This is a genomic window from Prosthecobacter fluviatilis (assembly GCF_042655725.1).
GTDB classification, from domain to species: Bacteria; Verrucomicrobiota; Verrucomicrobiia; order Verrucomicrobiales; family Verrucomicrobiaceae; genus Prosthecobacter; species Prosthecobacter fluviatilis.
Window position 1 is genome coordinate 319,201 of sequence record NZ_JBHSMQ010000001.1, and the last position, 25,293, is coordinate 344,493.

At 53.2% G+C, this 25,293-nt stretch carries 19 protein-coding genes; 11 read left to right on the top strand and 8 right to left on the bottom strand.

The window, feature by feature from the left end:
* Nucleotides 1-4 precede the first annotated feature (4 nt).
* On the top strand, nucleotides 5-1,627 hold the full coding sequence (locus ACFQDI_RS01230) for a TolC family protein (RefSeq protein WP_377162561.1): 1,623 nt from the start codon (nucleotides 5-7) through the stop codon (nucleotides 1,625-1,627).
* Nucleotides 1,624-3,594 (top strand): efflux RND transporter periplasmic adaptor subunit, encoded by a 1,971-nt coding sequence (locus ACFQDI_RS01235; RefSeq protein WP_377162563.1) that lies wholly within the window; start codon nucleotides 1,624-1,626, stop codon nucleotides 3,592-3,594. The genes ACFQDI_RS01230 and ACFQDI_RS01235 overlap by 4 nt, the downstream gene beginning before the upstream one ends.
* Nucleotides 3,595-3,629: 35 nt before the next feature.
* On the opposite strand, the gene ACFQDI_RS01240 is transcribed toward ACFQDI_RS01235, so the two are convergent.
* The 3 genes from ACFQDI_RS01240 to ACFQDI_RS01250 form a co-directional block, all read right to left on the bottom strand.
* Nucleotides 3,630-3,968, bottom strand: coding sequence for a DUF3467 domain-containing protein (locus ACFQDI_RS01240; protein ID WP_377162565.1), 339 nt, complete (start codon nucleotides 3,966-3,968; stop codon nucleotides 3,630-3,632).
* 65 nt (nucleotides 3,969-4,033) lie between these two features.
* Entirely contained in the window at nucleotides 4,034-6,181 is a 2,148-nt protein-coding gene (locus ACFQDI_RS01245; protein WP_377162567.1) for an efflux RND transporter periplasmic adaptor subunit, read from the bottom strand.
* The gene (locus tag ACFQDI_RS01250) at nucleotides 6,178-6,951 is read right to left on the bottom strand and encodes an efflux RND transporter periplasmic adaptor subunit (RefSeq protein WP_377162569.1); all 774 of its coding nucleotides are present in this window, start codon (nucleotides 6,949-6,951) and stop codon (nucleotides 6,178-6,180) included. The genes ACFQDI_RS01245 and ACFQDI_RS01250 overlap by 4 nt, the downstream gene beginning before the upstream one ends.
* Before the next feature lie 161 nt (nucleotides 6,952-7,112).
* On the opposite strand from ACFQDI_RS01250, the gene ACFQDI_RS01255 reads away from it, so the two are divergent.
* The 7 genes from ACFQDI_RS01255 to ACFQDI_RS01285 all read left to right on the top strand — a co-directional run bounded on the left by ACFQDI_RS01255 (nucleotide 7,113) and on the right by ACFQDI_RS01285 (nucleotide 16,633).
* Complete coding sequence (locus ACFQDI_RS01255) at nucleotides 7,113-8,636, top strand: O-antigen ligase family protein (RefSeq protein ID WP_377162571.1); 1,524 nt, start codon at nucleotides 7,113-7,115, stop codon at nucleotides 8,634-8,636.
* Nucleotides 8,637-9,188: 552 nt separating this feature from the next.
* The gene (locus tag ACFQDI_RS01260; RefSeq protein ID WP_377162573.1) at nucleotides 9,189-9,533 is read left to right on the top strand and encodes a PLD nuclease N-terminal domain-containing protein; all 345 of its coding nucleotides are present in this window, start codon (nucleotides 9,189-9,191) and stop codon (nucleotides 9,531-9,533) included.
* 22 nt (nucleotides 9,534-9,555) lie between these two features.
* Complete coding sequence (locus ACFQDI_RS01265; RefSeq protein ID WP_377162575.1) at nucleotides 9,556-11,367, top strand: porin family protein; 1,812 nt, start codon at nucleotides 9,556-9,558, stop codon at nucleotides 11,365-11,367.
* A gap of 54 nt (nucleotides 11,368-11,421) precedes the next feature.
* A complete protein-coding gene (locus tag ACFQDI_RS01270) occupies nucleotides 11,422-12,363 on the top strand; it encodes a hypothetical protein (RefSeq protein ID WP_377162577.1) in 942 nt (313 codons plus the stop codon).
* 73 nt (nucleotides 12,364-12,436) lie between these two features.
* A complete protein-coding gene (locus ACFQDI_RS01275; protein ID WP_377162579.1) occupies nucleotides 12,437-13,102 on the top strand; it encodes a polysaccharide biosynthesis/export family protein in 666 nt (221 codons plus the stop codon).
* A gap of 97 nt (nucleotides 13,103-13,199) precedes the next feature.
* Nucleotides 13,200-15,479 carry a polysaccharide biosynthesis tyrosine autokinase gene (locus ACFQDI_RS01280; RefSeq protein WP_377162581.1) on the top strand — a complete coding sequence of 760 codons (2,280 nt, stop codon included), beginning with the start codon at nucleotides 13,200-13,202 and terminating at the stop codon, nucleotides 15,477-15,479.
* Entirely contained in the window at nucleotides 15,476-16,633 is a 1,158-nt protein-coding gene (locus ACFQDI_RS01285; RefSeq protein WP_377162583.1) for an endonuclease/exonuclease/phosphatase family protein, read from the top strand. Before ACFQDI_RS01280 ends, ACFQDI_RS01285 begins: the two co-directional genes overlap by 4 nt.
* A 9-nt stretch (nucleotides 16,634-16,642) precedes the next feature.
* Here the strand turns inward: ACFQDI_RS01285 and ACFQDI_RS01290 are convergent, their stop codons facing one another.
* Genes ACFQDI_RS01290 through ACFQDI_RS01300 form a run of 3 tightly spaced genes read right to left on the bottom strand, consistent with a single transcriptional unit; the run spans nucleotide 16,643 to nucleotide 19,948 of the window.
* Nucleotides 16,643-17,473 carry a class I SAM-dependent methyltransferase gene (locus tag ACFQDI_RS01290; RefSeq protein ID WP_377162585.1) on the bottom strand — a complete coding sequence of 277 codons (831 nt, stop codon included), beginning with the start codon at nucleotides 17,471-17,473 and terminating at the stop codon, nucleotides 16,643-16,645.
* Nucleotides 17,474-17,478: 5 nt separating this feature from the next.
* The gene (locus ACFQDI_RS01295) at nucleotides 17,479-18,762 is read right to left on the bottom strand and encodes a glycosyltransferase family 4 protein (protein WP_377162587.1); all 1,284 of its coding nucleotides are present in this window, start codon (nucleotides 18,760-18,762) and stop codon (nucleotides 17,479-17,481) included.
* Complete coding sequence (locus tag ACFQDI_RS01300; protein ID WP_377162589.1) at nucleotides 18,743-19,948, bottom strand: glycosyltransferase; 1,206 nt, start codon at nucleotides 19,946-19,948, stop codon at nucleotides 18,743-18,745. Before ACFQDI_RS01300 ends, ACFQDI_RS01295 begins: the two co-directional genes overlap by 20 nt.
* Before the next feature lie 76 nt (nucleotides 19,949-20,024).
* Between ACFQDI_RS01300 and ACFQDI_RS01305 the strand changes: the two genes are divergently transcribed.
* Nucleotides 20,025-21,137 carry a hypothetical protein gene (locus tag ACFQDI_RS01305; RefSeq protein ID WP_377162591.1) on the top strand — a complete coding sequence of 371 codons (1,113 nt, stop codon included), beginning with the start codon at nucleotides 20,025-20,027 and terminating at the stop codon, nucleotides 21,135-21,137.
* On the top strand, nucleotides 21,113-22,294 hold the full coding sequence (locus ACFQDI_RS01310) for a glycosyltransferase (protein WP_377162593.1): 1,182 nt from the start codon (nucleotides 21,113-21,115) through the stop codon (nucleotides 22,292-22,294). Before ACFQDI_RS01305 ends, ACFQDI_RS01310 begins: the two co-directional genes overlap by 25 nt.
* 12 nt (nucleotides 22,295-22,306) lie before the next feature.
* Here the strand turns inward: ACFQDI_RS01310 and ACFQDI_RS01315 are convergent, their stop codons facing one another.
* On the bottom strand, nucleotides 22,307-23,803 hold the full coding sequence (locus ACFQDI_RS01315; protein WP_377162595.1) for an exopolysaccharide biosynthesis polyprenyl glycosylphosphotransferase: 1,497 nt from the start codon (nucleotides 23,801-23,803) through the stop codon (nucleotides 22,307-22,309).
* Between the two features lie 139 nt (nucleotides 23,804-23,942).
* Nucleotides 23,943-25,121 (bottom strand): glycosyltransferase family 2 protein, encoded by a 1,179-nt coding sequence (locus ACFQDI_RS01320; RefSeq protein WP_377162597.1) that lies wholly within the window; start codon nucleotides 25,119-25,121, stop codon nucleotides 23,943-23,945.
* Nucleotides 25,122-25,293 lie beyond the last annotated feature (172 nt).

Sequence of the window (25,293 nt, forward strand, 5' to 3'; positions counted from 1 at the left end):
TGCCATGACTCTCTTCCGCTCGTGTCATCATGTGCTGCTGATTGTGTGTCTTGCAATCGCAGCTGATTGTCATGGGCAAAGCTTCGAAGAAACCTTTGGTCTGAGACCGGTGCGGCTGAACATGAGGCAGGTGCTTGCTGGCGCACTGGCAAACAGCCTGGATGTGAAAATTAATTATGCGGACTTTGAGATCGCTCAGGTGCGGATCGATGGGGCCGGAGGGAAGTTTGATCCAGTGCTGAGTTTTACCGGTGCGTGGCAAGACAACCGTACGGTTCAGAACACGCAGGAGTACGTGCAGACAGGCGGCTTGCTCGTTCCACGGGCCTCCCCGCATCTTTTTAATCAAAACAACACCCAGGCTGAGACATCATTGGAATGGCGTATGCCGACGGGAACTTCTGTCGTGCTTTTTTCGCAGGTGGGCAGTTACCTCAATGACCTCAACAGGAACAGTCCTGCGGCGCTTTTTTCTCCTGAGCAGCGAGTCACCAATGGAATGAGTCTTGTTCAGCCGTTGATGAAAGATGCGTGGTTTTCTGCCAACCTGGCTGAGATACGCGCCAGCCGTTCCAATGCTCGCATAGCGGACCTTCAATGGCAGCAAAGCCTCTCGGAGGTCATCGCTGCAGTCATTCGTGACTACTACGCGCTGAGCTATGCATTTGAAAATATCGAGGTGAGGCGCGGTGTCCTGGCCTTTGCCAAAACTCTGCTGCATGAGAATGAGCGACGCATGGAGGCCGGTGTGGGGGCGGCGGTAGAGGTGGAAGAGGCTCGTGTCGGGGTAGCCACCGCTCGTGAAGAGGTGGTGGCGGCGATGGAGCTGATCATTCAGCGCCAGCGGGAACTCAAGACCCAATTGCAGTCCTTTGTGTCTGACGCGCAGGGGATTCTTTTTCTTCCAGCGGACGTGCTCCCTCCTGCTGTGGGTTCTCCTCCGCCACGCACGAAATGCCTGGCTGACGCACTCGTTCGCCGACCTGATCATCTGCGCAAACTTAGGGATGCTGAAAAACAAGACATCATCCTCAAATACGCGCGCAATCAGACGCTTCCGCGACTGGACCTGAAGGCCACCGTTAGCGCAAGTGGCCTGGATGGGAGTGTGTCCCGCGCCTATCAGAACTCCATGGATCGGCAGGGTTACAATTTCATGGTGGGCTTTGAATTCTCCGTCCCGCTGGGGAATCACAAGGCCAGGGCTGCGCGCAATGAAGCCGAGTTGCGCAAAGAGCAGGCGTTGATGACAGTTGCTCAATCCGAGCTGGCAGTGTCGGCGGAGGTGGAGGAGGCGCTTGCGGCCTGGCAGGCGGCGTCGACACGACTCACCTATGCTCGTGATTCTGTGAAAGCTGTTGATCAGATGCTGGCTGCCGAGCAAAAACGCTTTGATCAGGGCGTCGCACGTAGTTTTGATGTTCTGCGGGCCAGACGGCTGGTGGCGGATGCTCGCTCACGTGAAATAGCCGCGCTGGCAGATTGGAATGCGGCCCGCACGGCATTGCATGCGCGTACTGGGGTGCTGCTCGAACAAGTCGGGGTGACCATCGAACATGCGGAAAAAGGGGGGGCTTCTGCGCGGCTTCAGCCACAAGGCCCCGGCCAGCTCGCTCCAGCTCCATGATGGCACCCTCCGCCAAATGTGAAAACGACGGCTCTGCTGCCAGCCAGGATGCTGATTGGCATGTTTTCCTGCGTGATACTTTACCAGACTTTGCGGCACTGAGCGGTCTGCTGGAGCATTTCGGCCAGAAATTCGCTGCTGTGGCGGGAGCTGCCTGGTTCATTGAGACTACTTTTGAAGGGCAAACGGCACTCCGACGTGCTGTTTCCTGGGGAGCTCACCCGGCCTTTTCGGGCTATGCAGATCATCAGGCTGAGGATATGCAGCGCGCGGCTGCAGAAAGTATTCGGACGGGCAAGCCACTGCTGCTGCTGCCAGGCCTAAATGCTCCGGATCGCGGGCTTTTCAATCGTTCGGCGGAGCCGCTGATTTCATTGCCTCTGCTCTGTCGTGGCACTCCCGTTGGAGTGCTGCAGTGGTGGGCTTCCCCAGAGATCGACAGGACCGCACTAGCTCGCTTTGTGGAGCAACTGCAGTCAGACACCGTCATGCTGGGGCTGGCTTGGAAGCAACGTGAGGCGAGGGGCGCGGCGCTCAGGGGGGCGGCCCAGTCGCACATCCTTCAGCTTGCGCTGGATCTGTCAGCGGCACATGACGTTTCTGAGATGGCTCAGAAAATTGCAGTGCATGCATGCGCATTGCTGGGTGGGGAGAGAGCCACAGTGATCGTCCGCACTCGTGGGCAATGGCGTGTTCTGGCAGTTTCAGGTGTGGAGCGGATAGATCCACGAGGGGAACACGCCAGGTCAGCCGTTGACTTGGCGTCAGCCCTTGAGAACGGATCTCCTGCCAGTATCAATGGGTTGAGATTTGCAACGGATCCAGTGGTTGGGTCCGTAGGATGGGAGAACGCTCCGCAGGGCTTTTCTGCCAAAGCCACACTGGAGTGGTCGCAAGAGGGCGGGGGGAAACCTTGGGGGATAATCTGGCTTGAGGGAAGCGGCCCTGAAGTCTTTGAGTACCTGGAAAAGGCTGACAAAGCGGGGGATGAAAAAGCGCTGGCTACGTTACAGTTATTCCGTCGGATGGCTTCTTCTTCTTTGAGTCCTGCCATTGCTCGTGAGCAGGGCTTGTTAGGGCTTCTGGCTTCGCGGTTCGTGCAAAAGGCATCTTTCGACAAGCAAAAAGCAACTGTCCGCTGGGCCTGTAGACTGGGGCCGGTGTTGCTTCTTGTGGCAGCTGCACTTTGGCCGCTACAGGTCAAACTGGAAGCTGACTGCGTTGTGAAACCCGCCGTTAGGGGATTTGTCGCCGCAGAGGTGGCTGGTAGAGTGGATAAAATCCTGGTGCGTGAAGGGGATGTTGTTCAAGCTGGTGAAATCATCGCGCGACTGGATGACAGTCGGCTCGAAACAGAATTGCAGACCGCGGAGCAGCTAAGGCTGCGTCACGAAGGCGAGGCTGAGCGTCATCGGGGCAAGGGAGACGAGGCAATGGCTCGTGTTTCTGCCTCGCAGGCAAGGGCTGCTGAAGCTGCCTGCAGGCAGCTGCAAAGCGAGATTGTGCTCTGCGCACTCAAAACACCAGTCGCTGGCGTGGTAGTGACAAGAGACCTGCACCTTCTCGCTGGAGTCTATTTGGAAGCGGGCCAAAATTTTGCCGAAGTGGCTGGCACGAAGGACTGGAACTTGCGCTTGGATTTGAGAGAGGAAGATTTGGAGTTGCTCTCAAACGATCTCTCCAAAGGCGGCCACCCCGAAGTCAGGTACATCCTTCATACCATGAGTTCTGAGGTTTTAACCACCCACCTGAAGGGGATGGCGGACTTGGGCCCCATGGTTGTTCATGAGGGGGGAAGGGGTGTCGTGCCGTTGTTGGTGGGCCCGTTGGAGCCTCCTGTCAATTCTTCGCTGCGCTTTCGCTCGGGCTTGTCGGGCAAAGCCGTGATCGTCCTGCCGTCACAACCAGCCATCAAGGTCTTGACCCGTGATTTTCGTGCTTGGCTGCGGATGCGATGGTGGTTCTGAGAACAAGTGGTGTGCGGGCAACCCTGCCAGCGAAATCACTTGGCAGCTGTAGGTGGAGAGGGGTCAGTCACTCCACGTTTGGCGAAATCCAATTCGATCTGGCCGTAACGCTGCTCCCATGCCTGAACAGCCTTGGCGAGATTGAGAACTAAACGCTTGGCTCCATCGTAAGTCGTGACTACACGGCTCACGACCTTGGCCTGCTCATCGATCAATTGGCCGTAGGCGTTTAGATTGAGCGCAAAATCAATCACCAGTTCGTTTGGGGTGGGAATAACCCTTGCAACATTGGAAAAGATAGCCGGTGGTGGCGGGCCTTCCGATGTTTTTGAATTGGATGGTTCGTTACCGAGAACTTGAATCTGTTCAGCCATGCTCGCCTTATCCGGGCAGCCTCCTTACTAGTCAAGCTTTTAGTATCGCCGCTGCTATCTTTCGCTCAAAGCCGATAATGCGGATCTATGAACTCCAGCCATCTCTGCCAGAGCCAGCGTCCTAGCGGACTGCTACCGCAATCAAACTGAACACATCCGGTCATTCCTGGGCGTATGCATGCTGCCGGGGGCAGGGGGACGCGGACGCCAAAAAACGTTTCCACGGGCAGCATTCGTCCATCGGCCCCGGTGACGACTGCGAGCTCCTTTTCAAGAGCCTGAGCAATGGACTCTGGCAAGTGGCGGAATGGCTCCGTGTGTTCTGCCTGCTTTGCAACCGCTACGTAAGACTCGCTGGAGCAGCCACTCAGCCGCACATGCGTCTTGGCTTGTTGCGGCAACCAGTCCATGGCGTGCTCTTGCACTGGTACGTAGGCTTCATATGGGCCTTCGGAGACAATTTCACACAGTATTTCTCCCGGACGGTAGCCGCGTCCGAGCTGGCAATCGATCTCCTGGGTGACGACGATTCCCTTTGCGGGGCTGCAGATGCGTGTTTTCTCGAGATTTTGTTTTGCGGCCTTCAAAGCAACCTCTGCAGCAAGAACCTCCGCACGCGCCTGGACTAGTAGTCCGGGGGCCTCGGCTCCCAGCAAACGTTCAGCGTTCAGCTTTGAAGCCTCCACTTGGTGTTCTGCCTGTTCGACGGCAGAATTCAGGCGCGGGCTGGCCAGTGTCATCAGGAGATCACCTGGCTCTACGTGCTGACCAACTGCCACATGAACACTCGCAAGTCTGCCGGCGACCTCGGAGCGAATGACGGCCGTTTGAACCGGCGTGACCAAAGCTTTGCGCACTGGTCTGGTTGGGACGGGCAGCCATGAGACAGCGAATATGATCACTGCCATCGTCGCAAGTCTTTGCAGCCAGCGCGGGTTCCATGGCCCCCCTGGCTGACCTGCCATCCAGCGGAATCTTTCAGACAGGTAACGAAACATTGGAATGCCTAGCATGCCGAACAGAAGGACCAATCCTAGTGCATCGCCAGCCCAGCGGAGCCCCAGCTCCGAGCCGAACCATCTGAGAAGAGCGAAAATGCCGGCAATGACCAGCAGCAAATACATCTGCGATGCAAATCCAAAGACAGCCAGCCAGGTGAGGCGGTTATCACCACTGGTTGACGTCCGGGGGAGGAGTGAGCCAAAAAAGATACGGTCAATCACAGTGACGGCAGCGCTCATGGCTCTCTGACGCAGATTGGGAATGCCTGTCAGATCGCTCAGCATGTAGTATCCGTCGAATTTCATCAGTGGGTTGGCATTGAATAGGACTGTCCAGATGCTTGTGATCATCATCAAGGCAAACAAGACTTCACGCGCTGGTCCGGGACGGGATAGGGCCCATGCGATGGCTGCAAATGCAGCGATGACCAGTTCAACGACAATTCCCGCCGCAGCAACCAGCACACGCTGATGTTTTTTGGGAAAGAGATAACTGTCCGATACATTCACGTAAAAGAACGGAGAGAAAAGGATGAGCAGCAGACCGAGCTCACGCACCTCGCCCCCGTAATGTTTGCAGGTCAGCCCATGGCCCAGCTCATGGAGTATTTTCACGACAACCAGCAATATCCAGGCTGCGGCAAGGTTGGGCAGGTTCATGGACTGCTTTATCGCCGCTGGAAATTCATCCAGACGGGAAAAGACTGCCAAACATGCCCCTGCAAGCAGAATCCCCGCAAAGCGGACGGCGCCGACGCTCCAGCACCAGCGAATGCGCTTCTCAGCCCAGGCTAGCATGGAGTCAGGGTCCACCAGGGGGATGCGGGCAAATAAAAAACCGCTTATCCATGCCCACAACCCCAGCCATCCTGAATGACGATGGTGCCTGCGTGCCATGGCTCGGTGTGAGTCTGCGGTCGCGACTAGCAGGCCGCGTTCAAGCAACTGGGAGGCCAGTGCAGCCACATGTTCTGGATCTGATTTGACCCCCATCTCAGCAGCCAGGTCGGCAATCTGCCTGCAGCTGCGCCTGCCATCAAACAGACAAGCCAGATCATAATCATTCGCAGAGAGCTTGAAATAGGTGCGTGCCAGAGAGTGTTTGACCACGACAATCTCCTGGTCTTCGCGTGACTGCCGCGAATTCGTCAGGTCAGCTCTCAATGAAGGAGGAGACCATGATCTTTGGCCTGATTGGGAGAGTGGGCTCATGGGGCTCGCTCAGGCGCTGCTTTCTCGACCCGCATGCCCGCCTTTAGCTCTCCTTTGTCATTGGCTACGTCAACTCGAACCCGGACTAGGGCGCTTTCTGCATCCAGCACGGGATCCACCAAGGCGATTTTGCCATTGAAAAACTTCTCAGCCTGTCCGTTGCCTGCCAGTTTCATCCTGAAATCGTTCCCGAGGCGAAGCATTGCGGCTTCTTCGGCAGAGACGTAAAATTGCGCATAAACACGGTTCAGTCTCGCTACACGTACCACCACCTCATTGAGGAGCACTGATTCTCCCACCTCTTTGTGGATACGGACAACCACCCCTTCAATCGAACTGAAAATCGTGCGTTGTGCCTCCTTGGCTCGGGCGGTTTCCAACGCGTTGAGGGCTAGATCGAATGTGATTCGCTTGGCCAGTGCCTCGGTGCGGGAGCCGATATTTTCGGCGATAAGTTTGGCTGCCGCCTCATGTTCGAAACGCGCCTGCTCGACCAAGGCCTCGGCTTTTTTTATTTCAAGTTTTTCAAGACGGTCGTCCAGTCGCACAAGGGCATGCCCCTTTTTCACCAGATCGCCCTCGTGCACTTTGATCTCAGCTACAACACCAGGCACTGGGAACGTTAGATCTACGTCCTGAAAAGGCAGGATAATGCCCTTGAGTGGCGGTTCAGCGCCGTTGGAGGCCGTGGCGCAAAGACTGGCAATGAGCAGATACACCCATGACGGCAATCGGTGGATTTCCCAAAAACGCTGAACGACATTAAGCATAAGACGCAGGCTTGCACCAGAGGGTGGGAATTCGCAAGGGGCAAAAATTGACAACATCTGACAAGAGCAATAAAGGCAAACTCCGGCTTTTTTCCTGGTGTGTACATCCAGTGAACAAATTCTCGCGCATCGCCGGGGATGTGATTTGGTGATGTGAGCCCATGGAGTTTCGAGCCGCAGTCTTTTTCCTGTTTTTATACTACATCCGTCCCCAGGACTGGATTGCTGGGCTGGCAGGTTTCAATATCATGCGCCCTCTCATTCTGATCTGGGCTGTTGGTCTGCATGGTTCGCACCAACGCTCGCCATATCCTGGGATTCTCAAAACACCCCATGACTGGGTCATGCTGGCCTACTGGGGGTGGGTAGTATGGACAGCGCCAGATGGACAGGGGACATTTACCGCCTTTTTAACTCTGGTCGTCTTCTATGCTTTCACCGTGCAGTCATTGACAACGTGGGAAAGGATGTTGGCATACTTGAAAGCATGGAACTATGCGATTCTCGGAGTTGCTTTGATTGCCGTTGCCAGCCTGTACAAAATCGACTTTACGGGTGCCAGAGAAATGACCGAGCTCAATGAGGGGAGGCTTGCCATTGGTACATGGATGCACAACAATCCCAATGCGCTAGGCCACTCAGTGGCCGTGGTTGTCCCATTGAGCTTTCTTCTGCATTTCTGGCGTTCGGGACTCGTGGGGAAAATGGTGATCTTCCCGTTACAAAGCGCGCTTGCTCTGTATTGCATCTACGAGACGCAGTCGAAGGGGGCATTCCTGGTGACTGCTGCGTTGATGGTGCTGATTTTTGTTATTGGGCGACCTCTGGTTGTGAAGTTATTTGCCTTGGCGCTGGCTGTTTCACTTGGGGTCTCTGCGTTGAGTTTTCTTCCGCGTATGTCAGACATGAACAACCTCCGCTCTGAAGCTGGGGTGCAGGGAAGGCTGATGGCTTGGGAGCTGGCAAAGACCGCCATGGAGCGCAGTCCGGCAGGGTGGAAGCAGTTTGTGGCTTACATCAACTGGTTTGGACTGACCGAAAAAAAGGCAACTCATTCGAGCTATGTCCAAGTGGGCGCGGATTTGGGGGTGAACGGCATGTTCATTTATCTGCTGGCGTTGTGGGTTTCATTCCGAACGACATTCTTTATTCATCGCTTTACTCGCGAAAATGATGACAAGGAGCGCTGTCGCCGTGCCGCTATGGTCCTGATTATTGCTTATGCAGTGTCGAGCTGGATGATTAACAGGGAGTATCACACGGAATACTTTCTCTTGATTGCCGTGGCTGCTGCTATGCATCGGCTGCATAAAGCTGAGGAGCAGATTGCGCAGAGATCAGAAATTGCTGGATTGGCTTCAGCTGGTTGCTCAGATAATCAAGCGATAGGCACCGCACCCTCAGCGGGGTCAGCCGACATTCTGTCCCCAGGAGTGTTAACGCCTGCTGATCAATTGGACGGCCTATTACGAGCGGTTGAAAGCGACAAAAAGACAGATGCTGCTCGAGCCACTGATCATAAGGCGCTGTCTGCTTATGCCGAAATGCCCGTTAAAAAAATAGATGTCGTCGCTGTTCAGGGCAAACAGACTTGGAATCGCATCGACATCTTGGATCTAGCCGCCGGGGCAGCATTAACTTGGTTGGTGATTTATATTTGGGAATATATTCTTAAGAATCTCTAGTCTGCAAGCTCGGCGTCCCAAATCAATTGCTTTGTCATGGGGGCGGGGTGTTCTCCGGGTCAATTAGCTCAGATTGAGCTTTTTGGACCGGCTGCACCTGGGGGGCAAACCAGCCTCCTGGCGGTGGTCCTTTTCGGTATATTGCAAAGGATGTTACCATAAGGATAACCATAAGGAATAGCATTAGAAGCGACTCGAGTATGCTGAACCCTTTTGGTTGGGGGGTGATGCGTAAGAACATGTATTAACTAGTGAATGCAGTGGCTGGCTTCAGTAGTATTAGAACAGAGGCTCCTCGCGTTGCAGTTTTTTGGGAATGTATGATGACCGAGTCATTCCTTGGGTGGAACCAGCCATACCGAAATAATTCCCGTTATGGCTGTGTCCCAGAGGGTAGCTTGAGCAGCTTGCCAAGAGCATCATTGCGAGGAAAAGATGTATCCGTGATGAGATCATAACGCAAAAAAAGAGAGAATAAAATAAGAGTTGTCACGGAAATGCCGTTTTACAACATCATAATGCCAAGTAAATAGAAAACGACAGAAGAGGAACATGCAGACCATCATCACCAATTTTCTAAACGCATCTGCTTTGAATGTGGAGCCTGCGGTTATTTGGGCTTTGATTTTTGCTTATGCGATGCTTGTTGTCTGCGCTGTTGCAAGTGTTTGGTTTTCAAAGATTGGCAGCGCTGCCAAATTGGTGTGGCTTATGTTAATTGTAGCCTGTCCTTTTTTGGGAGTCATTCTCTACTGCATTGCATGTTTGATGCGTGCAGACTACTCAACCTTTGTTCAGATGGGATTCACAAAGAAAAAGTTACCTAATAAGGCGCATGCTGGCATGAAAAAAGCTTCGATCATGACGCAAATGCAAAAAACCGAGCACCAAGTGTGAGTAATTTTTTTCAACCAACGAAATGTCATTCTCGTACATCAAACGTAAGTTTTTTTTAGTGCTGTGCTTGTGCCTCGCAAGCATATCCACTATTCAATCTGTTTGTGCCGCAGAGCCTGATTCTTCTGCGGCCGCTCTCAAAACCGGCGGGTACTATCCTACCCGGGCTGAGGCGTCTGGACGCGGTAACGGTGGCGAAAGTGGTGTGGGTGCGGTGATTGAGCCGCAATTGCCGGGTGCCTTGCCTTCGGTTTCATCTGGCTTTTTTCCAACGCAAGCCGAATCGCCTCTCCTGCGTGGAGCATCTAATGCAAGAAGCGGATATTCCAACGGATATACCGGGCCTGACATCAGGGCTCAAACGGCTACAGACCTCTTTCCGTATCAGGATCAGACACCTAATTTCTACCAAAGAAATTCCATCTTTCACGGAATGGACGAAGTCTTGGGTGTGTTTGCAGGGCAAAATTCGGTGACGACCGAAAGCGACAGGATGAGGCACTCCGCGCTTACTTTTTCTGCCAACTCAGGTCTGCTGACACGGACATTTTCACCTGACCTTGCTACTTTGAAAGCTGGGCCGCTTGCTCTTGATCTTCTTTACATTGGCGCTGGGGCGGTCTGGTCCGACTATAATGGTGCGCAGAATTTTAAAACAGGTCAGGGGGATGGCTTTGTCAGTTACCTTAATGTAGGGTTTCGTGGTTATGCTAGGCTGACCGACACCATTTACCTGGCGGCAGCTGCACAGTTGATTTACCTGCCCGGAACCAATCAGCTTGCCTTCGGCATGGGTTATGGAAGCGCAAATTCCATGGGTGTGACTTTCAACTACTCAGACACCTGGGGTGCGTGGGATGTTATGCTGAGTGACCGGTTCATCGGCAGGCCTGGCTTGAATTTTTACGCTAGGACAACTGAGGATGGCAGCGATAGAGCTGGTCGATACTGGTTCGGCATTCAGCAATCAAACAACTACACTCGAGGTGATTTCTTTAGCAATAACGGGGCGTTTTTTGGTAACACGGTCCAATTTGCAGCTTCTAGATTGGTTTTGAATAACAAATGGCGTTTTATGAGTAAAATCGATCACTCCGACTTTTGGAGGACATTTGATTTTATTGGTCACAGTCAACGCGAGCATCTGGGGCTTGCAATGGGCTATGAAGGCTCCGTTATTCCATTTGCACCACGTTTTACATATGATGTTTACTCATCTGACAGACTGAAATCATTCAGGCATCTTTTTGGGCTTACTTTGACGGGAAGGATTACTGAAAATATCGACTGGGGTGGATATGTTGGCTACGGGTTTGCAACCGGGGCTACAAAAAACTGGGACAAATTTTTGTGGAACATGCGGTTCAATCAGTCTCTTACGGCGAGAACTGAACACAGCATCTCGTTTGGAGAAAACTTCTTTTTTAATGATTACTCAAGTGACTCACTCAGCGCAAGATATGCGGGTTATCAGTTGACTCATGGATTTGCCAGAAATCTTACCTTGTCTTTGCTGGCCCAGATATCGGATCGTGAGACTTATGCTTCAACTGGCAGCACGACGAGCGGTCTTTCTACATCACGTGCAGGCGGTGGCATACGCATGGCCTACCAGCCGTTGGATTTCACCTCAATCAACGCATCAATTTACCATGATGAAGCGCTGAAGCCTGCGGGCTCTTTTGACCGCTGGATTACGCGGATCAGCATTAATCAGCAGCTCAGCATGCGCCTCACCGGAACTCTCTTTTATCAATATTTAGAAAGCAATGGATATAGTGCCGCTCAATTTTCTGAGCATGCGATAGGATTTACTCTGCGTCGTTATTTCTGAGCAAAAAGCACTTTGATGATTTAGACTGGATATTATCGTAGAAAGCAAGCAATCATGAAAACAATGACAAAAAAGAGCCATCTTTGCAGTGAATCGTTCGGTGCATTCGCTTTTGCGATGCTCGGTTCACTTTGTCTGCACACAAGCGATGCACTCGCGCAAATGTACATCGCGCCAGAGGGGCAATCCAACGTTCAGACCAACAAAGATGCCCCGGCGGACTTTCACAAGTATTACGGTCAGCGTGTGAACTCTTGGAGAGATCGTGAGCGGCAAATCGCAAAAATTGATCTTGATGCCGATATGAATCAGGATGGTAATCTCAGCAATACCGATCCTGCTGACGGAGGCTCCTTTGAGGCTACTCCCCCTGGCATGATTTTGGGGGTCGGCGAGTTAACTCGAATCGTCATTCGTGTGATCCCCTACCGCGTTGACTTCGACGGGCATGTGGTTGTCAGTTTGGAGGCCGAGGGGATCAATCGTGGCGATCGTACCGGTGAATATGCCACTTTGGACGATGAGATGGCCTCAATGGGGCATATTCGCGTTTGGAGAGATGCGGGTAAAAAGCAACTGCTGCTTGATACCAGGGATCCTGCCAAGAGGCTTGTTGAATTCACTACCTCATACAAAACATATCCGTACAACCTTCCATTGACTGTGCCGCGGTACGTTTTTGTTGAAGGGGTGCGGCCTTCTCCGAAATACTCAGGCGATATCAGACTGCTGGTGACTGTGTCACATCGCAGTGCGGATGCACAGGCTGCCGGTGCAAATGCTCTCGCAACCACTGCTGGCAAGGAGCCTGCTCCGGTTGAGCCAGAGAAGAAAACTCTCGGTATCAAAAGCTTCAGAACAAGTTTTGATCACATTCTGTTCACCGTTCAAAAGGAACCGTTGGCAAAGCAGTTTGTTAACGACAATAACGCGGGAGTATGGGTGCCTCCGCCAGGCAAAAAGTACATTGAATTCAATTCAGCAGAAGCTCCTTGATACGTGAAGATTGCATTTGTTTGGCATTAATTTGGAAAACAATCATCAGCATATACTTAACTTAGTGATTAGAATGTCTTTGCGACGCATCGTTTTGCTGGTTTCAGCAGCTACGGGGTTGAGCATGTGCTCAAATGAGAATGTTCCTTTAGTTCCTCCCTCCAAATTAAACTTGGTAAAAAATAACCAGGTAGCTTCTAAAGTTGTTTTTCAACCTGGTGACAAACTTGAACTTTATGTCGAGGAGGATCCATCTTTTAACGGGGATTATATCGTGCGCCCGGGTGGGTATATTCTCATTCCTAAAATTGGACGGCTGAAAGTCGAAGGCCTTGATCGTGATGGAGCTGAACAAGTTCTGACTCAAGCCTTGCAAAGAAGCCAGCTCACTAAAGCTAAAGTTCTAGTGGAGCATGTTTCAGGCAATTATGATAGGCCAGGCCCTCCTGGTGTGCCTAAGATCATGGTTTTTATGACGGGGCAGGTCGCTCGATCGGGGGCTCACTATCTCCCTGTCACAGATGGCAAATCCATCGGGCTCTATGAGGCGCTTTTGATTTCTGGTGGGTTGTCTAAATTTGCTCAGCTTGGCAAGGTTGAGGTGTTTAGAAGCGATGCCAATGGTAGGCGCACTCGTACCATGATTGATCTTCGGCCGATCCGTGACGGCTTGGAGGATGATCCTCCGGTCGCAGATGGTGACATTATCAACGTCAGTGAGAAAGTGTTTGGCTTTTAAGTTGAACACTTTCGCTTCATGAAGTCGTTTACCGATCATCTCTCGCTAGGGTTCGGTGCAGGTGCCGTTCCTAGCGAGTAGTGTGACAAAGATTTTCATGACCCCGTTACCAACCAATTCAAAAAGCAAATTCGACCTGACCGTCGTTATCAAAACTTTGCTTGCCTACGAGGTTCATTGGATTTTGATGGTTGAACTCTTGGCGCTGGGAATTCTGGCTGCTGTTGTTGGGTATGTTTTTGCTCGGCCGTCCTATCTTTCGACGTGCGTTATCAAAGCTTACAGGTACTTGGATTCTACTCAGACAGCCATGCAGCCTGCTGGCGGAGGGGTGAGTATTCCCCTCAGGGCAATAGGGGGTAACATGGAGACTCCCTATGTGATTCTTGAGGCGGGAAAACGTATTGGTCTTGCTGGTCCCAAGACTACTTACAGGGGCTTTCGTGACGACGTAGTTCCAAAAGTTAGAATAGGTTATTTGGACGGTGACCTGATAGAAATGACCATTGAGGCCTTCTCACCTACTGCGGTTGAAGAACTGCCCAAGGCATTGATTGAGGTCTATGAAAGCAACCGTGCAAAAATACGCATGGAGATGCGAGAAAAAGCTGTCCAGAAATACATGGATGAGTTGGCCGTCATGCGTGAGCGGGTTTCAAAACAGCTTGATGCAAGGTTGAAATTTGAAGAAGAAAGCGCAATCGCAACAACTCAGGTGGAACTGGAGCATCTCAGTGATGTGCCTGTTCAGATCGTCAAACTGCGCCACCGGCGTGAAGAGATGGAATTGACGCGCCAGGTTTTGATCAAACAGGGGGAGAAGCTGGGAACGATTGGCCAGTTGGCACTTCTGACCAGTAATTCTAATGGCACAACAGCGTCGGGAACCAGTCTGGAAACAGGGCGTCTCGTAAGATCGAATGCCAACGGGCCTGTAACCTTCAAGAGCCCGGATACAACCAGTCGTACTGAAGTTGTAGTCCAGCCTGCGATGGTTGAGGGGCTTGTGCCTTGGAAGAATTTGGAGAAGCGCAAACGGACGCTTGAAGAGCAACTAAGAATGGACAGCATCAAATACCGTGAAGATCATCAAGGAATCAAGGATCTTAAGGAAGAGATAAAAAAGGTGGAGTCAGCCTTGGAATTGGAACTTTCGGTGGCTCGTCAGGCATTCGAAATCGAATCGGCTCAAGTTAAGGCTGAATTGGAGCAGTATGAGGCCAAATTGCCCGAGTACCACAAAGTGGTCAAAAATTATGATGAGAAGCGCTTGGGGTATGATCTGATGCAAAGAAGCCAATTGGCTTGGGACAACGCCTATGAAAAGCTTGCGAAACAAATTGAAGGGTTGGAGCTTGATGGACTTGGCAGCCCTGTGAATCTTGAACTGAAGGGCTTCACAGAAATGCGTAATGTGATCCCGGTCTCTCCAAGCAAAAGCAAGCTGGCCACGCTGGGGCTCTTGATCGGCATTGGTGCAGCCCTAGGGGTTCCCTTTCTGATGAGGCAGACTGACAGCTCAGTGAACAGCCTGGAAGAGTTTACGACAACGATCGGTCTGAGAGGTATTGGCCTGATCCCCAGAACCGATGAGGCAGTTTTGCAGGAGTTGAATCGATCTCCTGCCATTGGTGCTGTGATACCCAATGCTTTGTTGGAAAACTTCAGGTTGATTCGTAGCAGCATCCTTCTGAGTCCATCGCCATCAGGGGAGGAAAAAGTGATCATGGTGACAAGTGCAAGGCCGGGTGAAGGCAAGTCAACCATCGCATGCAATACGGGATGGGCGTTTGCGTCCATAGGTGAGAAAACCTTGGTAATCGACTGTGACTTGCGACGCGGACGCGTTGCCAACATTGCAGGGGTTGATAATGAGACGGGTTTGACGACGACTCTCATCGGTCAGACAAAGTTCGAGGATTGCCTGAAAAAATCGAGTGCAGTGAATCTTTGGGTGCTGCCTCGCGGGCCTATCATCCAAGGCACCACCGAACTGCTTAACACGCCTACATTCGCGAATTTGCTGGAGCAGCTCAAGAAGCAGTTCACGCGCATCATATTGGACACTCCGCCAGTGTTGGGGCTCAGTGAAACAGCCTTTCTTCAAAATTACGCGGCCGGCATTCTATTGGTAGTGCGTGCGCAGAAAACGCCACGCAAAGATGTGGTGGAAGCCGTCGAAACTTTGAGAAAGCTTGATGCTTACTTCTATGGCTTTGTTTTGAACGATGTTGATTTCTCCAAGAGGTTAAATTCATACCAATACTATTACTACTCTTCAAATTATTATGACCTCAACTGGGAGGCTGGAGAGGAGGGCAATCATCCGACCGCGAACGATGAAAAGTCCGCCACCTTCTTTTCAGATCGTTCTTGATCGACTTTTTTATGAGCAGCAACGGCAGCCGTTGGTTATCTCAAAAACTAAGAAGTCTTGCGGATGACACAGAATCCGGGCGTTTTTTGGAGGTGATTTGGAACGGTGGGAGGAAGCTGACTGTTTGGGTTACTGTTCTCTATGCCATTTTCCTGTTGGGTTTGCGGTTTGCCTTGCAATGGGTTGGTGAACGAAACGTTACAGCGGCTTTTTGTTTGTACCTGCCTCCGCTTGTTTGGCTGCTTCCGCTGTGCCTGCTAATGCCGCTGGCGCTGCTTTTTCACCGCAGGTGCCTCGTTTTCCTTGTCGCTTTGGCCGTTTTCACCATCTGGGGCTGGCTGGGATTTCAAGTGGGGGAGGAAAAGCGGGAAGCCGCTGATGGGCGTGTTAGCCTGAGCGTCATGACCTACAACCGTGGTCAGAACATGAATCAAAGCCTGCAGCCCTTCAAGAATGCCACTCAGCCGGATGTGCTGGTGTTTCAAGAAGCTGGCGGACGCGCTGATGGCTTTCTGCGTGCGACCGGTTATGCAGAATTCGGGCATGGAGTTAGCGTTGGCGAATTCACTCTGCTTAGCCGTTACCCCATCACATCCAACACACTTGTGCAGGATGCCGCATCGCAGCGGCCTGCCAGGGCTGCTAAGTTTACGATCGATTGGAACGGCCGCATGATTTCCGTTTATGCGGTGCATTTGATGACCCCAAGAGACGTGTTGCGCTCCTATATGCGGGGGGCTTTTCTATGGGGTGTACTTGGTGTTCCAGGAACCCCTTGGGCGAAGAAGAGAAAATATTATCAATCCTTCTGGGATGGGCAGATGCAGGATGCGAAAATGATCCTGGACGCAGTTCGCAGTGATCCAAATCCATGCATCGTTGCAGGTGACTTTAATGCGCCACATACAGGTTATCTGCATCGGATGGTTACGCGGGAACTGATCGACTCCCATGCAACCTCCGGGCATGGCTTCGGTTTTACCTTTCCAGGTGTTACGCACAACCCCTTGAGTCTAGGCGGGCCGTGGATGCGGATAGATTACATTTTTCATGACCGTCGTTGGGATGCCCTGGAGTGCATCACGGAAAAAGATCGGCCCTCTCAGCATCGCGCTTTGGTGGCCAAGCTGAGACTCACCAGCGCTGGACCGTAGAAGCATATTTCATCGTGCTTCCGCCCATGCGGCCATTGTCACGGATGGAAATAACCGCACGCTCAACATTTTGCGAACACGCCGGGGGAGCAGCCCCAGGGCGCTTTCGACCAAGTCATTTGCAAAGTTTAGCCCTGCGCCAGGACAAGGCTTGCCAGTGCGATACATGCAGGTCCTGGCAAAGCCGTGCTTGTGGAGCAATTTTCGCATTTCTCGATATGTCCATTCCTGGAAATGAAAGCACTGCAGCGTGTTGCCAAAATGCCGGGAAACGTCATGTGGGCCCGAGTAGCGGTGCGGAGTGTCGAAGACATACACTCCGCCAGGCTTGAGCAACCGTCTGGCCAAAGTGAAATGTGCGTCAACGTCTTCAGGGTGAAGATGCTCAAGAAACTGGTAGCTGAAAAGCACGTCCACAGTGGCGTCCGCCACGGGGAGTTCGTATCCATCGTACACGATCAGCTCAAGATTGGCCGGAGATTGCTCTCCTGGAGAGCGTTGATCGGATATATCCACGCCGATCACACTTCCTGCTTCCTTGGCAACAGCCGCTGCCAGACGGCAGTCGCCTGGGGCGAACTCCAGAAAGACACAGTCCTTGCGGAGAAATGGCCGAAGTAACCTCATCTGAGTCTCGACCTTGCGGCGACTGGACTCCGGTGTCTCGCGCCTGGTCAGCCGTGGGTGATCAGGCACACGTTCAAAAAGCTGAGTGTAGAGAGTTTTGAAAAGCTCGGTGCGTTCCTTTCTCGTGGACTGGCGCATTTGGACGGCCAGCTCACGCTCGACCTCAAAATGATGCCGGATGCGTTCGGGTGTGCGTGGATCTTGGGAGGACATGGCCTTTATGCAGATGTTGACTTGCAACGGGTGGTTAACTCCATGAAGCAGCTAGCGGCCTTCGTCCATGAAAGATTCGTTTCCACTTCTTTCCGCGCTTTTTCGGCCAGTCTCGCAGAGAAGGCGCAGTCTTGGGCGAGGCTTAGTAGAGAGGTGGCAAAAGCTGCCGCACCATCTGCAATCAAGATGTTTTCCCCCGGGGTCACGGCCAGGCCTTCTGCACCGATGGTTGTTGAAACGACTGGCACGCCCATGGCCATGGCTTCATAAATTTTGATGCGTGTGCCACCGCCTGCTTTCAACGGTACCACGATGACATCGCACTGGTGCACATGGCTTTGCACTTCCTCCACGGTGCCGGTGACCTCGATGCCTGCATCTGCGACAGCCAGTTCGCGAATCTTTGCAGGTGGCTTACGCCCGATGATTTTGAAGCGACAGTCTGGCAGCTTGGCCCTGACACTCGGCAGGATTTCATGCACAAAATCAAGTGTCGCATCGATGTTCGGCATCCAATCCATGGAACCAAGAAATCCCATGACAAATGGCTGCCCTGGTGGCCTGGGGGGGGCTGGTTGGAATGAGAGCACATCGACGCCTGTCGGCACATGGCCCAGCACATTTGTCAGCCTGTATTCAGTGCGCGAGATTTCGGCATCCTCCGGAGAGACGGTGATAACCCCATCAAATAGCGATGAAAGGCGAGCCTCCCAGCGCTTCATCCGTCTGTGCTGGATGCCCAGATACCACTTCTTGGTCAGAGAACTTTGGTTTGCTGCAAGGCGCTCCCAAATTTGGGCCTCGATGTTGTGCTGAAACAGTATGACCGGGCATTGAAAACGGAGGCCAATAAAGTTCAGGGCCGGGGCTAGGAAATCGCAGATGACAAGGTCAAACGACTGCTTTTGGGAAAGCTCCCTCAGCTTTTGGTGCAGCGCCCGGGCTTCATAGCGCTGCAATGCGTAGGGGCGAGTGGTGCAAAGGGTGCTTTTTGCGAGGTCTAGCCAGAAACGTAAAGTCCCCTTGGCGGGGGTGCGGGTGCGCACCCATTGTTTCTCCGTGGCATAGGCGTCACCCTCCTCCAGGGCATGAAGTTGTTCCCCTTCGGGCAGCAGGGACAGATAGACGACGTGGTGTGCTTTGCTCATCTCTGTGAGCAAGGCATGAGTCCGGCGTTTTCCACCGGTGTCCAAAGGCAGCAGGGGGCCAGTTTTTACCCAGAGAATACGCATGAAGAATTTGGCAGTGTGAAAGCGGTTGAGTGATCTCTCAAGCAAGTTGTCTGCCATCGGGTTTTTTTCCCCAAAGACTCAGAGGGGAGTGGCGGCAGCGCATGTAGGTGAGCAAGGCGCGTGCGCAACTCCACTGAAGCATCAAAAAGCCAGCGGGCACTGTGACTAGCCGCGAACGAAGCCCTCCAAAGGCACAGCCTGCTATGCCCAGGCCGTAGCAGGCCGTCTGGCAGGTTAGCAGCAGCCAGATCAGGGGGGTTTTGGGAGCGGCTGCATTCAGGGCAAACGCAATGATCATCAGCCACGGGACTGCAAGCCGGGCATATTTGTGGCTGATCAGCTGGATCCAGAGACGGTTGCGCCAGGGCAGCAGCCACCCTGGGTGGCGTTCGATCATCTGGTAGTTACCCACCAATGTTCGCAGCTTTCGTTCGGACTCTTTGGCGGGATCAAGAGTTTGTGGGTCGAAGGCGAGAGCCGTGGGGACATAGGCGATACGCCAGCCCTTGAGGGCGATTTGCATGGGCACCACCACATCATCCAGAATCGTGTCGGGCTGCAGGTCGGTGTAGAGTTCTCTGCGTATGGCGTAAATGGCCCCTGTGCAGCCGATCACAGAATCCACCCTGGCCTCACACTCTCTCAGACGAGTTTCCATACGCCAGTAAAGGTCCACCCCTCTGCCGGCTCCCGACTCAGATTTGGCGATGGTCAGAAGGCCACTCGCTGCACCGACCTCAGGATTGTTGAATGCTTCGGCGAGTCTTTGCAGAGCGTGTTCATCAAAAGACTGCCTGAGATCTGCAAAAATGATGATCGGATGCCGGGCACTTTTCACTGAATCATTGAGCGCCGCCCATTTTCCCCGCTGTTTCGGGTGTGACAGCACTCGCACATTCTTAACACCAGAACTGGCTGCCAGCTCGGCGGAATCGTCTTCACAACCATCGCAAAACACAATGTACTCGCGTTCACCCTCCCACGGGCATGCTGCCAGGTTTTTCAAGCGCTCCTGAATCCTGCCCGCGCCATTGTGAATGCACAGCACAATGCTGACGGCCTCTGGCATCGGTGACTCAGATGCCTGCGGGTGACTTCGCATTTTGGCCAGAGCCCACATGATGCAGGCATATCCGACCTGGATATAAGCGATGGCAAGAAGAGTGATGACCAGCAAAAAGCTCATGAGCGGATCATTCGAGATACCGCGCTGCCATCCAAAGTAAACATGCGTGTTGAACATCGGGGCAATCAGAGGCAGAAAGCAGCATGGCAAAAATCCTGCTTATGTCTGCGAATTTATTTCTTTCTGAGCCGCTATGGTAAAGGCATTCGACAAGTGGCTGCTGCCCTGGCTTCGTCAAAGCCTGCGCTCTTCAAACGCTCCGGTTACGGATGTCATGCTCGCCGTCTGCGATCATTTTGAGCCTTTTCACAGGTCAGACAAAGACGGTGCCATGCGTCGGATGAAAGCTTGGCAGGACAGTCTGCCCGGCATCACCGCGGCCGCTGTGGACCATGATGGGGGCGGTCCACGCCATACCTTTTTTTATCCGATCGAACAGTATGATCCGGATGTCATTCAATCTCTGACCTCACTGTGCCAGCGTACGCGAAATGAAGTCGAGATTCACCTGCATCACGACAATGACACCGCCGAAAATCTGATTCGCGTTTTGGACCAGGGAAAAGCGGACTTGCGCAGGCATGGCCTGCTGGGAGCCAGTCCACTCGGAGGGGCTGCTTTTGGCTTCATCCACGGCAACTGGGCTTTGGACGATTCGGACCCTCAAGGAAAAGGGTGTGGGGTGCGTGGGGAGCTCGCTATTCTCAAGAAGGCTGGCTGCTATGCGGATCTAACGATGCCCTCAGCTCCTCACCGGACTCAGGCTCCCATGGTCAATCAGCTCTATTATTCTCAGAGCAGCCTCGAGGGGTGCTCGCACCATCGGGGGGTGTGCGCCTCTGCCATAGGCTCCACGTCCAAAAACCTGCGTGACAGGGACGATTGGTTGCTTCTGGTTCAGGGGCCTCTTGGTCTCGACTGGCGGCGGCGTAAATGGGGCCTTTTTCCAAGAATCGAGAATGCAGACATCACTTCGGCCAATCCGCCGACCTCGCAACGCGCTGCTGGCTGGATCAATGCGGGCATCAGTGTGACTGGCGCCGAGGGCTGGCGGTTCGTAAAACTTCATACCCACGGCGGCCCGGAGAGGAATCACGCGGCATTGATTGGCGGAGCACGTCGCAAGTTTCACCAGGAACTTGGGGAACTGGCCAGCCGTTCGGGTTTCCGTCTTCACTATGTCAGTGCAAGAGAGATGGTTAACATTCTTCATGCTGCTGAAGACGGGAAGGGCGGGGGGGATGCCGGTTTGTGGAGAGATTACCTCTATTCCCCGCCGCCGTGCCTGCAAAAAAACGATGCATGAACCTTCTTGTAGCCACCAATCTGTTTCCAGATCAGAACGAACCCTGGCGTGGACTTGACAACGCCACACTGGTTCACGCCCTGAAGCGGCAAGACCCTAGGCTCAATGTTCGTGTGATGGCATTTAGGCCTTCATTCAGGCGTTTTGGCTCAGCCGCGGCTCATTTGAAATCCCGGCCTGTCGATGAATGTCTGCAGGTTGAGTATTTTTGGACACCCTACCTGCCCCGCTGGGGCGGCATGAACCACCGCCTGTTTTCGCATGCCTTTGCCAAAGCGCGAAAAGCCTTGCCTGCGGATTTCGTTCCCCAGGCGGTCTTGGTTCCTTGGCTTTTTCCTGATGCCTGTGGCGTGGCGCTGCAAGCTTCAACATGGGGTGTCCCCATCGTTGCAGTTGCCCAGGGCTCTGATGTTCACCAGTATCTCGACATGCCATTCAGGCGCCGCGCCATTCTGGCAATGTCCCGTCGTGTCAAAGCCATCATCACTCGCAGCAACGACCTGGAAAAACGCCTCGTCCGGCAAGGCGTTTCGGGCGCCAAAGTCTGCACAGTTTACAATGGAGTGGATGTCCACACCTTCAAGCCGGCATCCCGAAGTGCTGCGCGTGCAGCCCTCGGGCAGCCAGACGATGAACGGTTGCTTCTTTTCGTGGGCAATTTCCTGCCGGTCAAAGGCCTTGATCTGCTGCTCGCCGCTTCCGCTCAAGTCATGGCCGTGCAGAAGACGAGGCTCGTCTTGATCGGCAGCGGCCCGCTGGAAGGAGCTCTGCGAAGCCAGGCTGCAGAACTGGGAATCTCTGGGCAGGTGCACTTCGTTGGACGCCACGCAGCCCCCCAGGTGGCGCAGTGGATGCAGGCGGCAGACGCAGTTTGTCTGACCAGTCTCAACGAAGGTGTGCCCAATGTGGTCTTGGAGGCCATGTCCAGCGGTCGTGCTCCGGTTTGCATCGATGTTGGGGGCATTGGCGAAGTGGTGATTCCTGCGCTGGGCAAAAAGTTTCTTGTCCCACAGCGGGATGCTTCCGCGTATGCAGCAGCTCTGCAGGCTGCTCTGGATAGCCCACCGGATGAAGTCGCACTGCACGACATCGCCTGTGGGGCTTATTCTTGGGAGAGCTGCGCCAACAAGTATCTGGAGCTGCTTCGCGGTAGCTGAGGCAGGGAAAGGTCAGGCTTCGGCGAGAACCTGAATCTGCGGTCGGTTTGGCATTTCAGTGCTCTCGTCACCGGTATTTGAGATGCCATCTGCAGCGTCTAGGTCCAGTGCAGTCTCCTTGGTGTAACGCTGTCTTGTGGTGGCTTTCAGCCCCCCGCCAATAACGACACGCACAGTGTCCAGCAGAATCAGGCTGTCGAAAAGAACCCCTGCGTGTTTCAAATAATAGAGGTCGTACTCCAGCTTGCATTTGGAATCATTGATGGAAGCCCCATAGGGATAGCACACCTGCGCCCAGCCGGTCAGACCCGGTTGAAGCATGTGACGCTCCTGATAATATGGCAGCAGGTGTGAGAGCTTGGTGACAAATTCCGGACGCTCCGGTCTCGGTCCGACGAAAGACATCTCCCCACGAAAAACGTTCAGCAGCTGCGGGATCTCATCGATCCGATAACGGCGCAAAAATGCCCCGCCGGGAAAGACGCGAGGGTCGGATGAAACCGAAGACCAGACTGCGCCGCCTTTCTCTGCGTCAATGCGCATGCTCCGCAGTTTGTAAATTTGAAAACGCCTGCCAAAGCGTCCTATGCGCTCCTGCTTGAAGAAGACAGGTCCTTCGGGGGAGAAGATGCGCACGATGGCCATGCCCATGAGAAGGAACGGGGACAGAAGGACCAGCAGGATCAGGGAGTTCGTGATGTCAAAAAATCTCTTGAGCTTGCTGAAATACAAGCTGCGTGAATTGGACTCTGACTGCAGCAGCCAGCTCATGGTCACCAGGTGCAGCGGTATGTAGTGCAGGTGCTTTTCACAAATCGCAGTCAGGCTGCTGCAGGTGAAACCAAGATAGCGAAGCCTTCTGAATTCATTTCTTGCCTTTTCGTCTTCAACCCTTTTCTCCAAGAACACAATTTGCTCCAGCTTGTGTCTCCGAATCAGTTTGCGGACATTGCGCAGCCTTCCAAGAAAATCCTCCTCGGCCTCAGGTTCTTCATCAATGCTGATGCGTCCGACGACATGCACGCCGGCCGGGCAAAGTGTGCGCAGAAGCTGATATTCCTCAAGCTCCTCTGCAGATTCTGCGACGAAAGCAATCCGCGTTGGGGCGATGCGGTGCTTGTGATACATGAGCCAGTGGACACCGAGCAGCAGCGGGTAGGCAAAAAGACAGCCCAGCGCCATAAACCCACGGCCAATGCGCAGGTCAAAACTCATGTAGCCAACCAGAGTTATGATCACGAATGAAATGACAAACGCGAAGGTCAGCAGAACGCTGTGAATGATGAATGAGGACCTGCGCTGGGACTCGACAGAGTACAGACCCAAAATATAGACCGATGAACTCAGGGCTGATGCGCCGACCACGATCGGTGCGATGTAATCTTCAAGGCGCCAAAGTTCTGTAAACGTCAGGTAGTTGGCCAGCAGATAAGACCCGATGAATATACAGACATCCCGCAGGGCGCGTACGCCTACTTTGGTCCAATGGCCTCTGGTGGAGTTATGCATGAATCACACTTATTTCAGAAATTAAACTAAGATGTCCAAATAACTTTCGGCTGGGTAGTTAACGAAGCAGTTAAATGGTTGTTTGCAAAACTTATCAGGTGATCATTTCGAAAGATTGGTCAGGAGAACAGCTGGTGGGTTATCTTTGAGCCTTTTTCAGCACGTGCAGCCCCAGCAGGCCGACACAAAATGAAATGGAGATGGCGAGCGGGTGAAACCAGAAAAGCAAATCACGGGCCAAATTTAGGTTTACGAATCCTGAGAGAGACCACCTGATGCCGATGTAGCCTGCCAGCGCTGCACAGGCGCATAAAGTCAAAAGCAGGGAGAAGAAAAGCACCCCTTCATCCAGGTGGATGAGCTTTTGGGTTATTTTCAGCCGACGGTCTGAACTCTGCAGAAACAGCATGCAGCTGAAAAGATAAAACTGAGCCCCGATGATGCCTGCAAGAAGCAGCAGGGCCTCGCTGTGGAGGTCAAAAATGTGAAACACCCCGGCGATGCTCACCGGCCCAGTGCAGAACGCCGTTATCTGCATCAATGTGGTCAGCAGCACTGTCATAAAGCCAAGCAGCTCAAACAACCGAGGCTTTTCGGAAAAAATGAAAAGCAGGTGCCGCATGCCATCCCGCCAGGTTCTCAGATGCGCCACACGGCCTTCCGGCCCTTTGCGGAGTCCTGATGAAATTTCCACCGTGCGCGCACCGGCTTTGAGGGCCTTGATCAGCAGTTCAGAGGCAAACTCCATGCCGTTGGAGCGTATCTGCCATTCCTTGAAAGCTGATTTGCGAATGCAGCGAAAGCCCGAGTTGCAGTCTGAAAGCTTGCCATGAAAAAGCCAGTTGATCAGGGTGGTTAGCACTGGCGTGCCCGCCCACCTGTGCAACCAGGGCATGGCTCCTGGTTCGATGCTGCCAGTCATTCGGGATGCGATGGCCATGTCTGCATTTCCATCCTTCGCCGCCTTGTATAGCGCCGCTGCATCCTCATAAAGGTAGGTGCTGTCGGAGTCTGCAAACATGACATACTCAGCATGACTCGCTTCGATCCCCCCCCGCAGGGCGGCTCCGTAGCCACGTGCAGCCACCGGCACGACACGACAGCCCATGCTCGAGGCGATTTCGCGGGAGCGGTCCGTGCTTCCATTGTCAGCGACGACGATCTCATGACGGATTTCGCTTCCTGCCAGACTGTCCTTAACACGCTGAATGCATGAGCCCAGAGTCGCCTCTTCATTAAGACAGGGGAAGACAAAACTCAAATCAACAGCAGGTGATTCTGCTGGCGGGCTCGTGTTAAGCGGGAGAGTGCTGCTCATGGGGGCGCTTTGCTGCACCTGAATCCACCGAATGGCAAGTTCCCACTTTGCGCTTCAATGGATTCGTTCGCAGGTTTGATTCTAACTTGGGTTAGTCGGCTCATTCTGAAATGAAATTGTGACATTGCAGAATGAAAGAAGCGATAATGAGCCCAAGATCTGTATTCATCTT

Excerpts from the sequence above, each read along its gene's own strand:
- ACFQDI_RS01265 (WP_377162575.1), top strand. The coding sequence starts at position 9,556 with ATGTCATTCTCGTACATCAAACGTAAGTTTTTTTTAGTGCTGTGCTTG.
- ACFQDI_RS01305 (WP_377162591.1), top strand. The coding sequence starts at position 20,025 with ATGGTAAAGGCATTCGACAAGTGGCTGCTGCCCTGGCTTCGTCAAAGC.
- ACFQDI_RS01290 (WP_377162585.1), bottom strand. The coding sequence starts at position 17,473 with ATGTCCTCCCAAGATCCACGCACACCCGAACGCATCCGGCATCATTTT.
- ACFQDI_RS01260 (WP_377162573.1), top strand. The coding sequence starts at position 9,189 with ATGCAGACCATCATCACCAATTTTCTAAACGCATCTGCTTTGAATGTG.
- ACFQDI_RS01270 (WP_377162577.1), top strand. The coding sequence starts at position 11,422 with ATGAAAACAATGACAAAAAAGAGCCATCTTTGCAGTGAATCGTTCGGT.
- ACFQDI_RS01245 (WP_377162567.1), bottom strand. The coding sequence starts at position 6,181 with ATGAGCCCACTCTCCCAATCAGGCCAAAGATCATGGTCTCCTCCTTCA.
- ACFQDI_RS01320 (WP_377162597.1), bottom strand. The coding sequence starts at position 25,121 with ATGAGCAGCACTCTCCCGCTTAACACGAGCCCGCCAGCAGAATCACCT.
- ACFQDI_RS01300 (WP_377162589.1), bottom strand. The coding sequence starts at position 19,948 with ATGTTCAACACGCATGTTTACTTTGGATGGCAGCGCGGTATCTCGAAT.
- ACFQDI_RS01230 (WP_377162561.1), top strand. The coding sequence starts at position 5 with ATGACTCTCTTCCGCTCGTGTCATCATGTGCTGCTGATTGTGTGTCTT.
- ACFQDI_RS01280 (WP_377162581.1), top strand. The coding sequence starts at position 13,200 with ATGACCCCGTTACCAACCAATTCAAAAAGCAAATTCGACCTGACCGTC.
- ACFQDI_RS01275 (WP_377162579.1), top strand. The coding sequence starts at position 12,437 with ATGTCTTTGCGACGCATCGTTTTGCTGGTTTCAGCAGCTACGGGGTTG.
- ACFQDI_RS01295 (WP_377162587.1), bottom strand. The coding sequence starts at position 18,762 with ATGGCAGACAACTTGCTTGAGAGATCACTCAACCGCTTTCACACTGCC.
- ACFQDI_RS01250 (WP_377162569.1), bottom strand. The coding sequence starts at position 6,951 with ATGCTTAATGTCGTTCAGCGTTTTTGGGAAATCCACCGATTGCCGTCA.
- ACFQDI_RS01235 (WP_377162563.1), top strand. The coding sequence starts at position 1,624 with ATGATGGCACCCTCCGCCAAATGTGAAAACGACGGCTCTGCTGCCAGC.
- ACFQDI_RS01255 (WP_377162571.1), top strand. The coding sequence starts at position 7,113 with ATGGAGTTTCGAGCCGCAGTCTTTTTCCTGTTTTTATACTACATCCGT.
- ACFQDI_RS01240 (WP_377162565.1), bottom strand. The coding sequence starts at position 3,968 with ATGGCTGAACAGATTCAAGTTCTCGGTAACGAACCATCCAATTCAAAA.
- ACFQDI_RS01315 (WP_377162595.1), bottom strand. The coding sequence starts at position 23,803 with ATGCATAACTCCACCAGAGGCCATTGGACCAAAGTAGGCGTACGCGCC.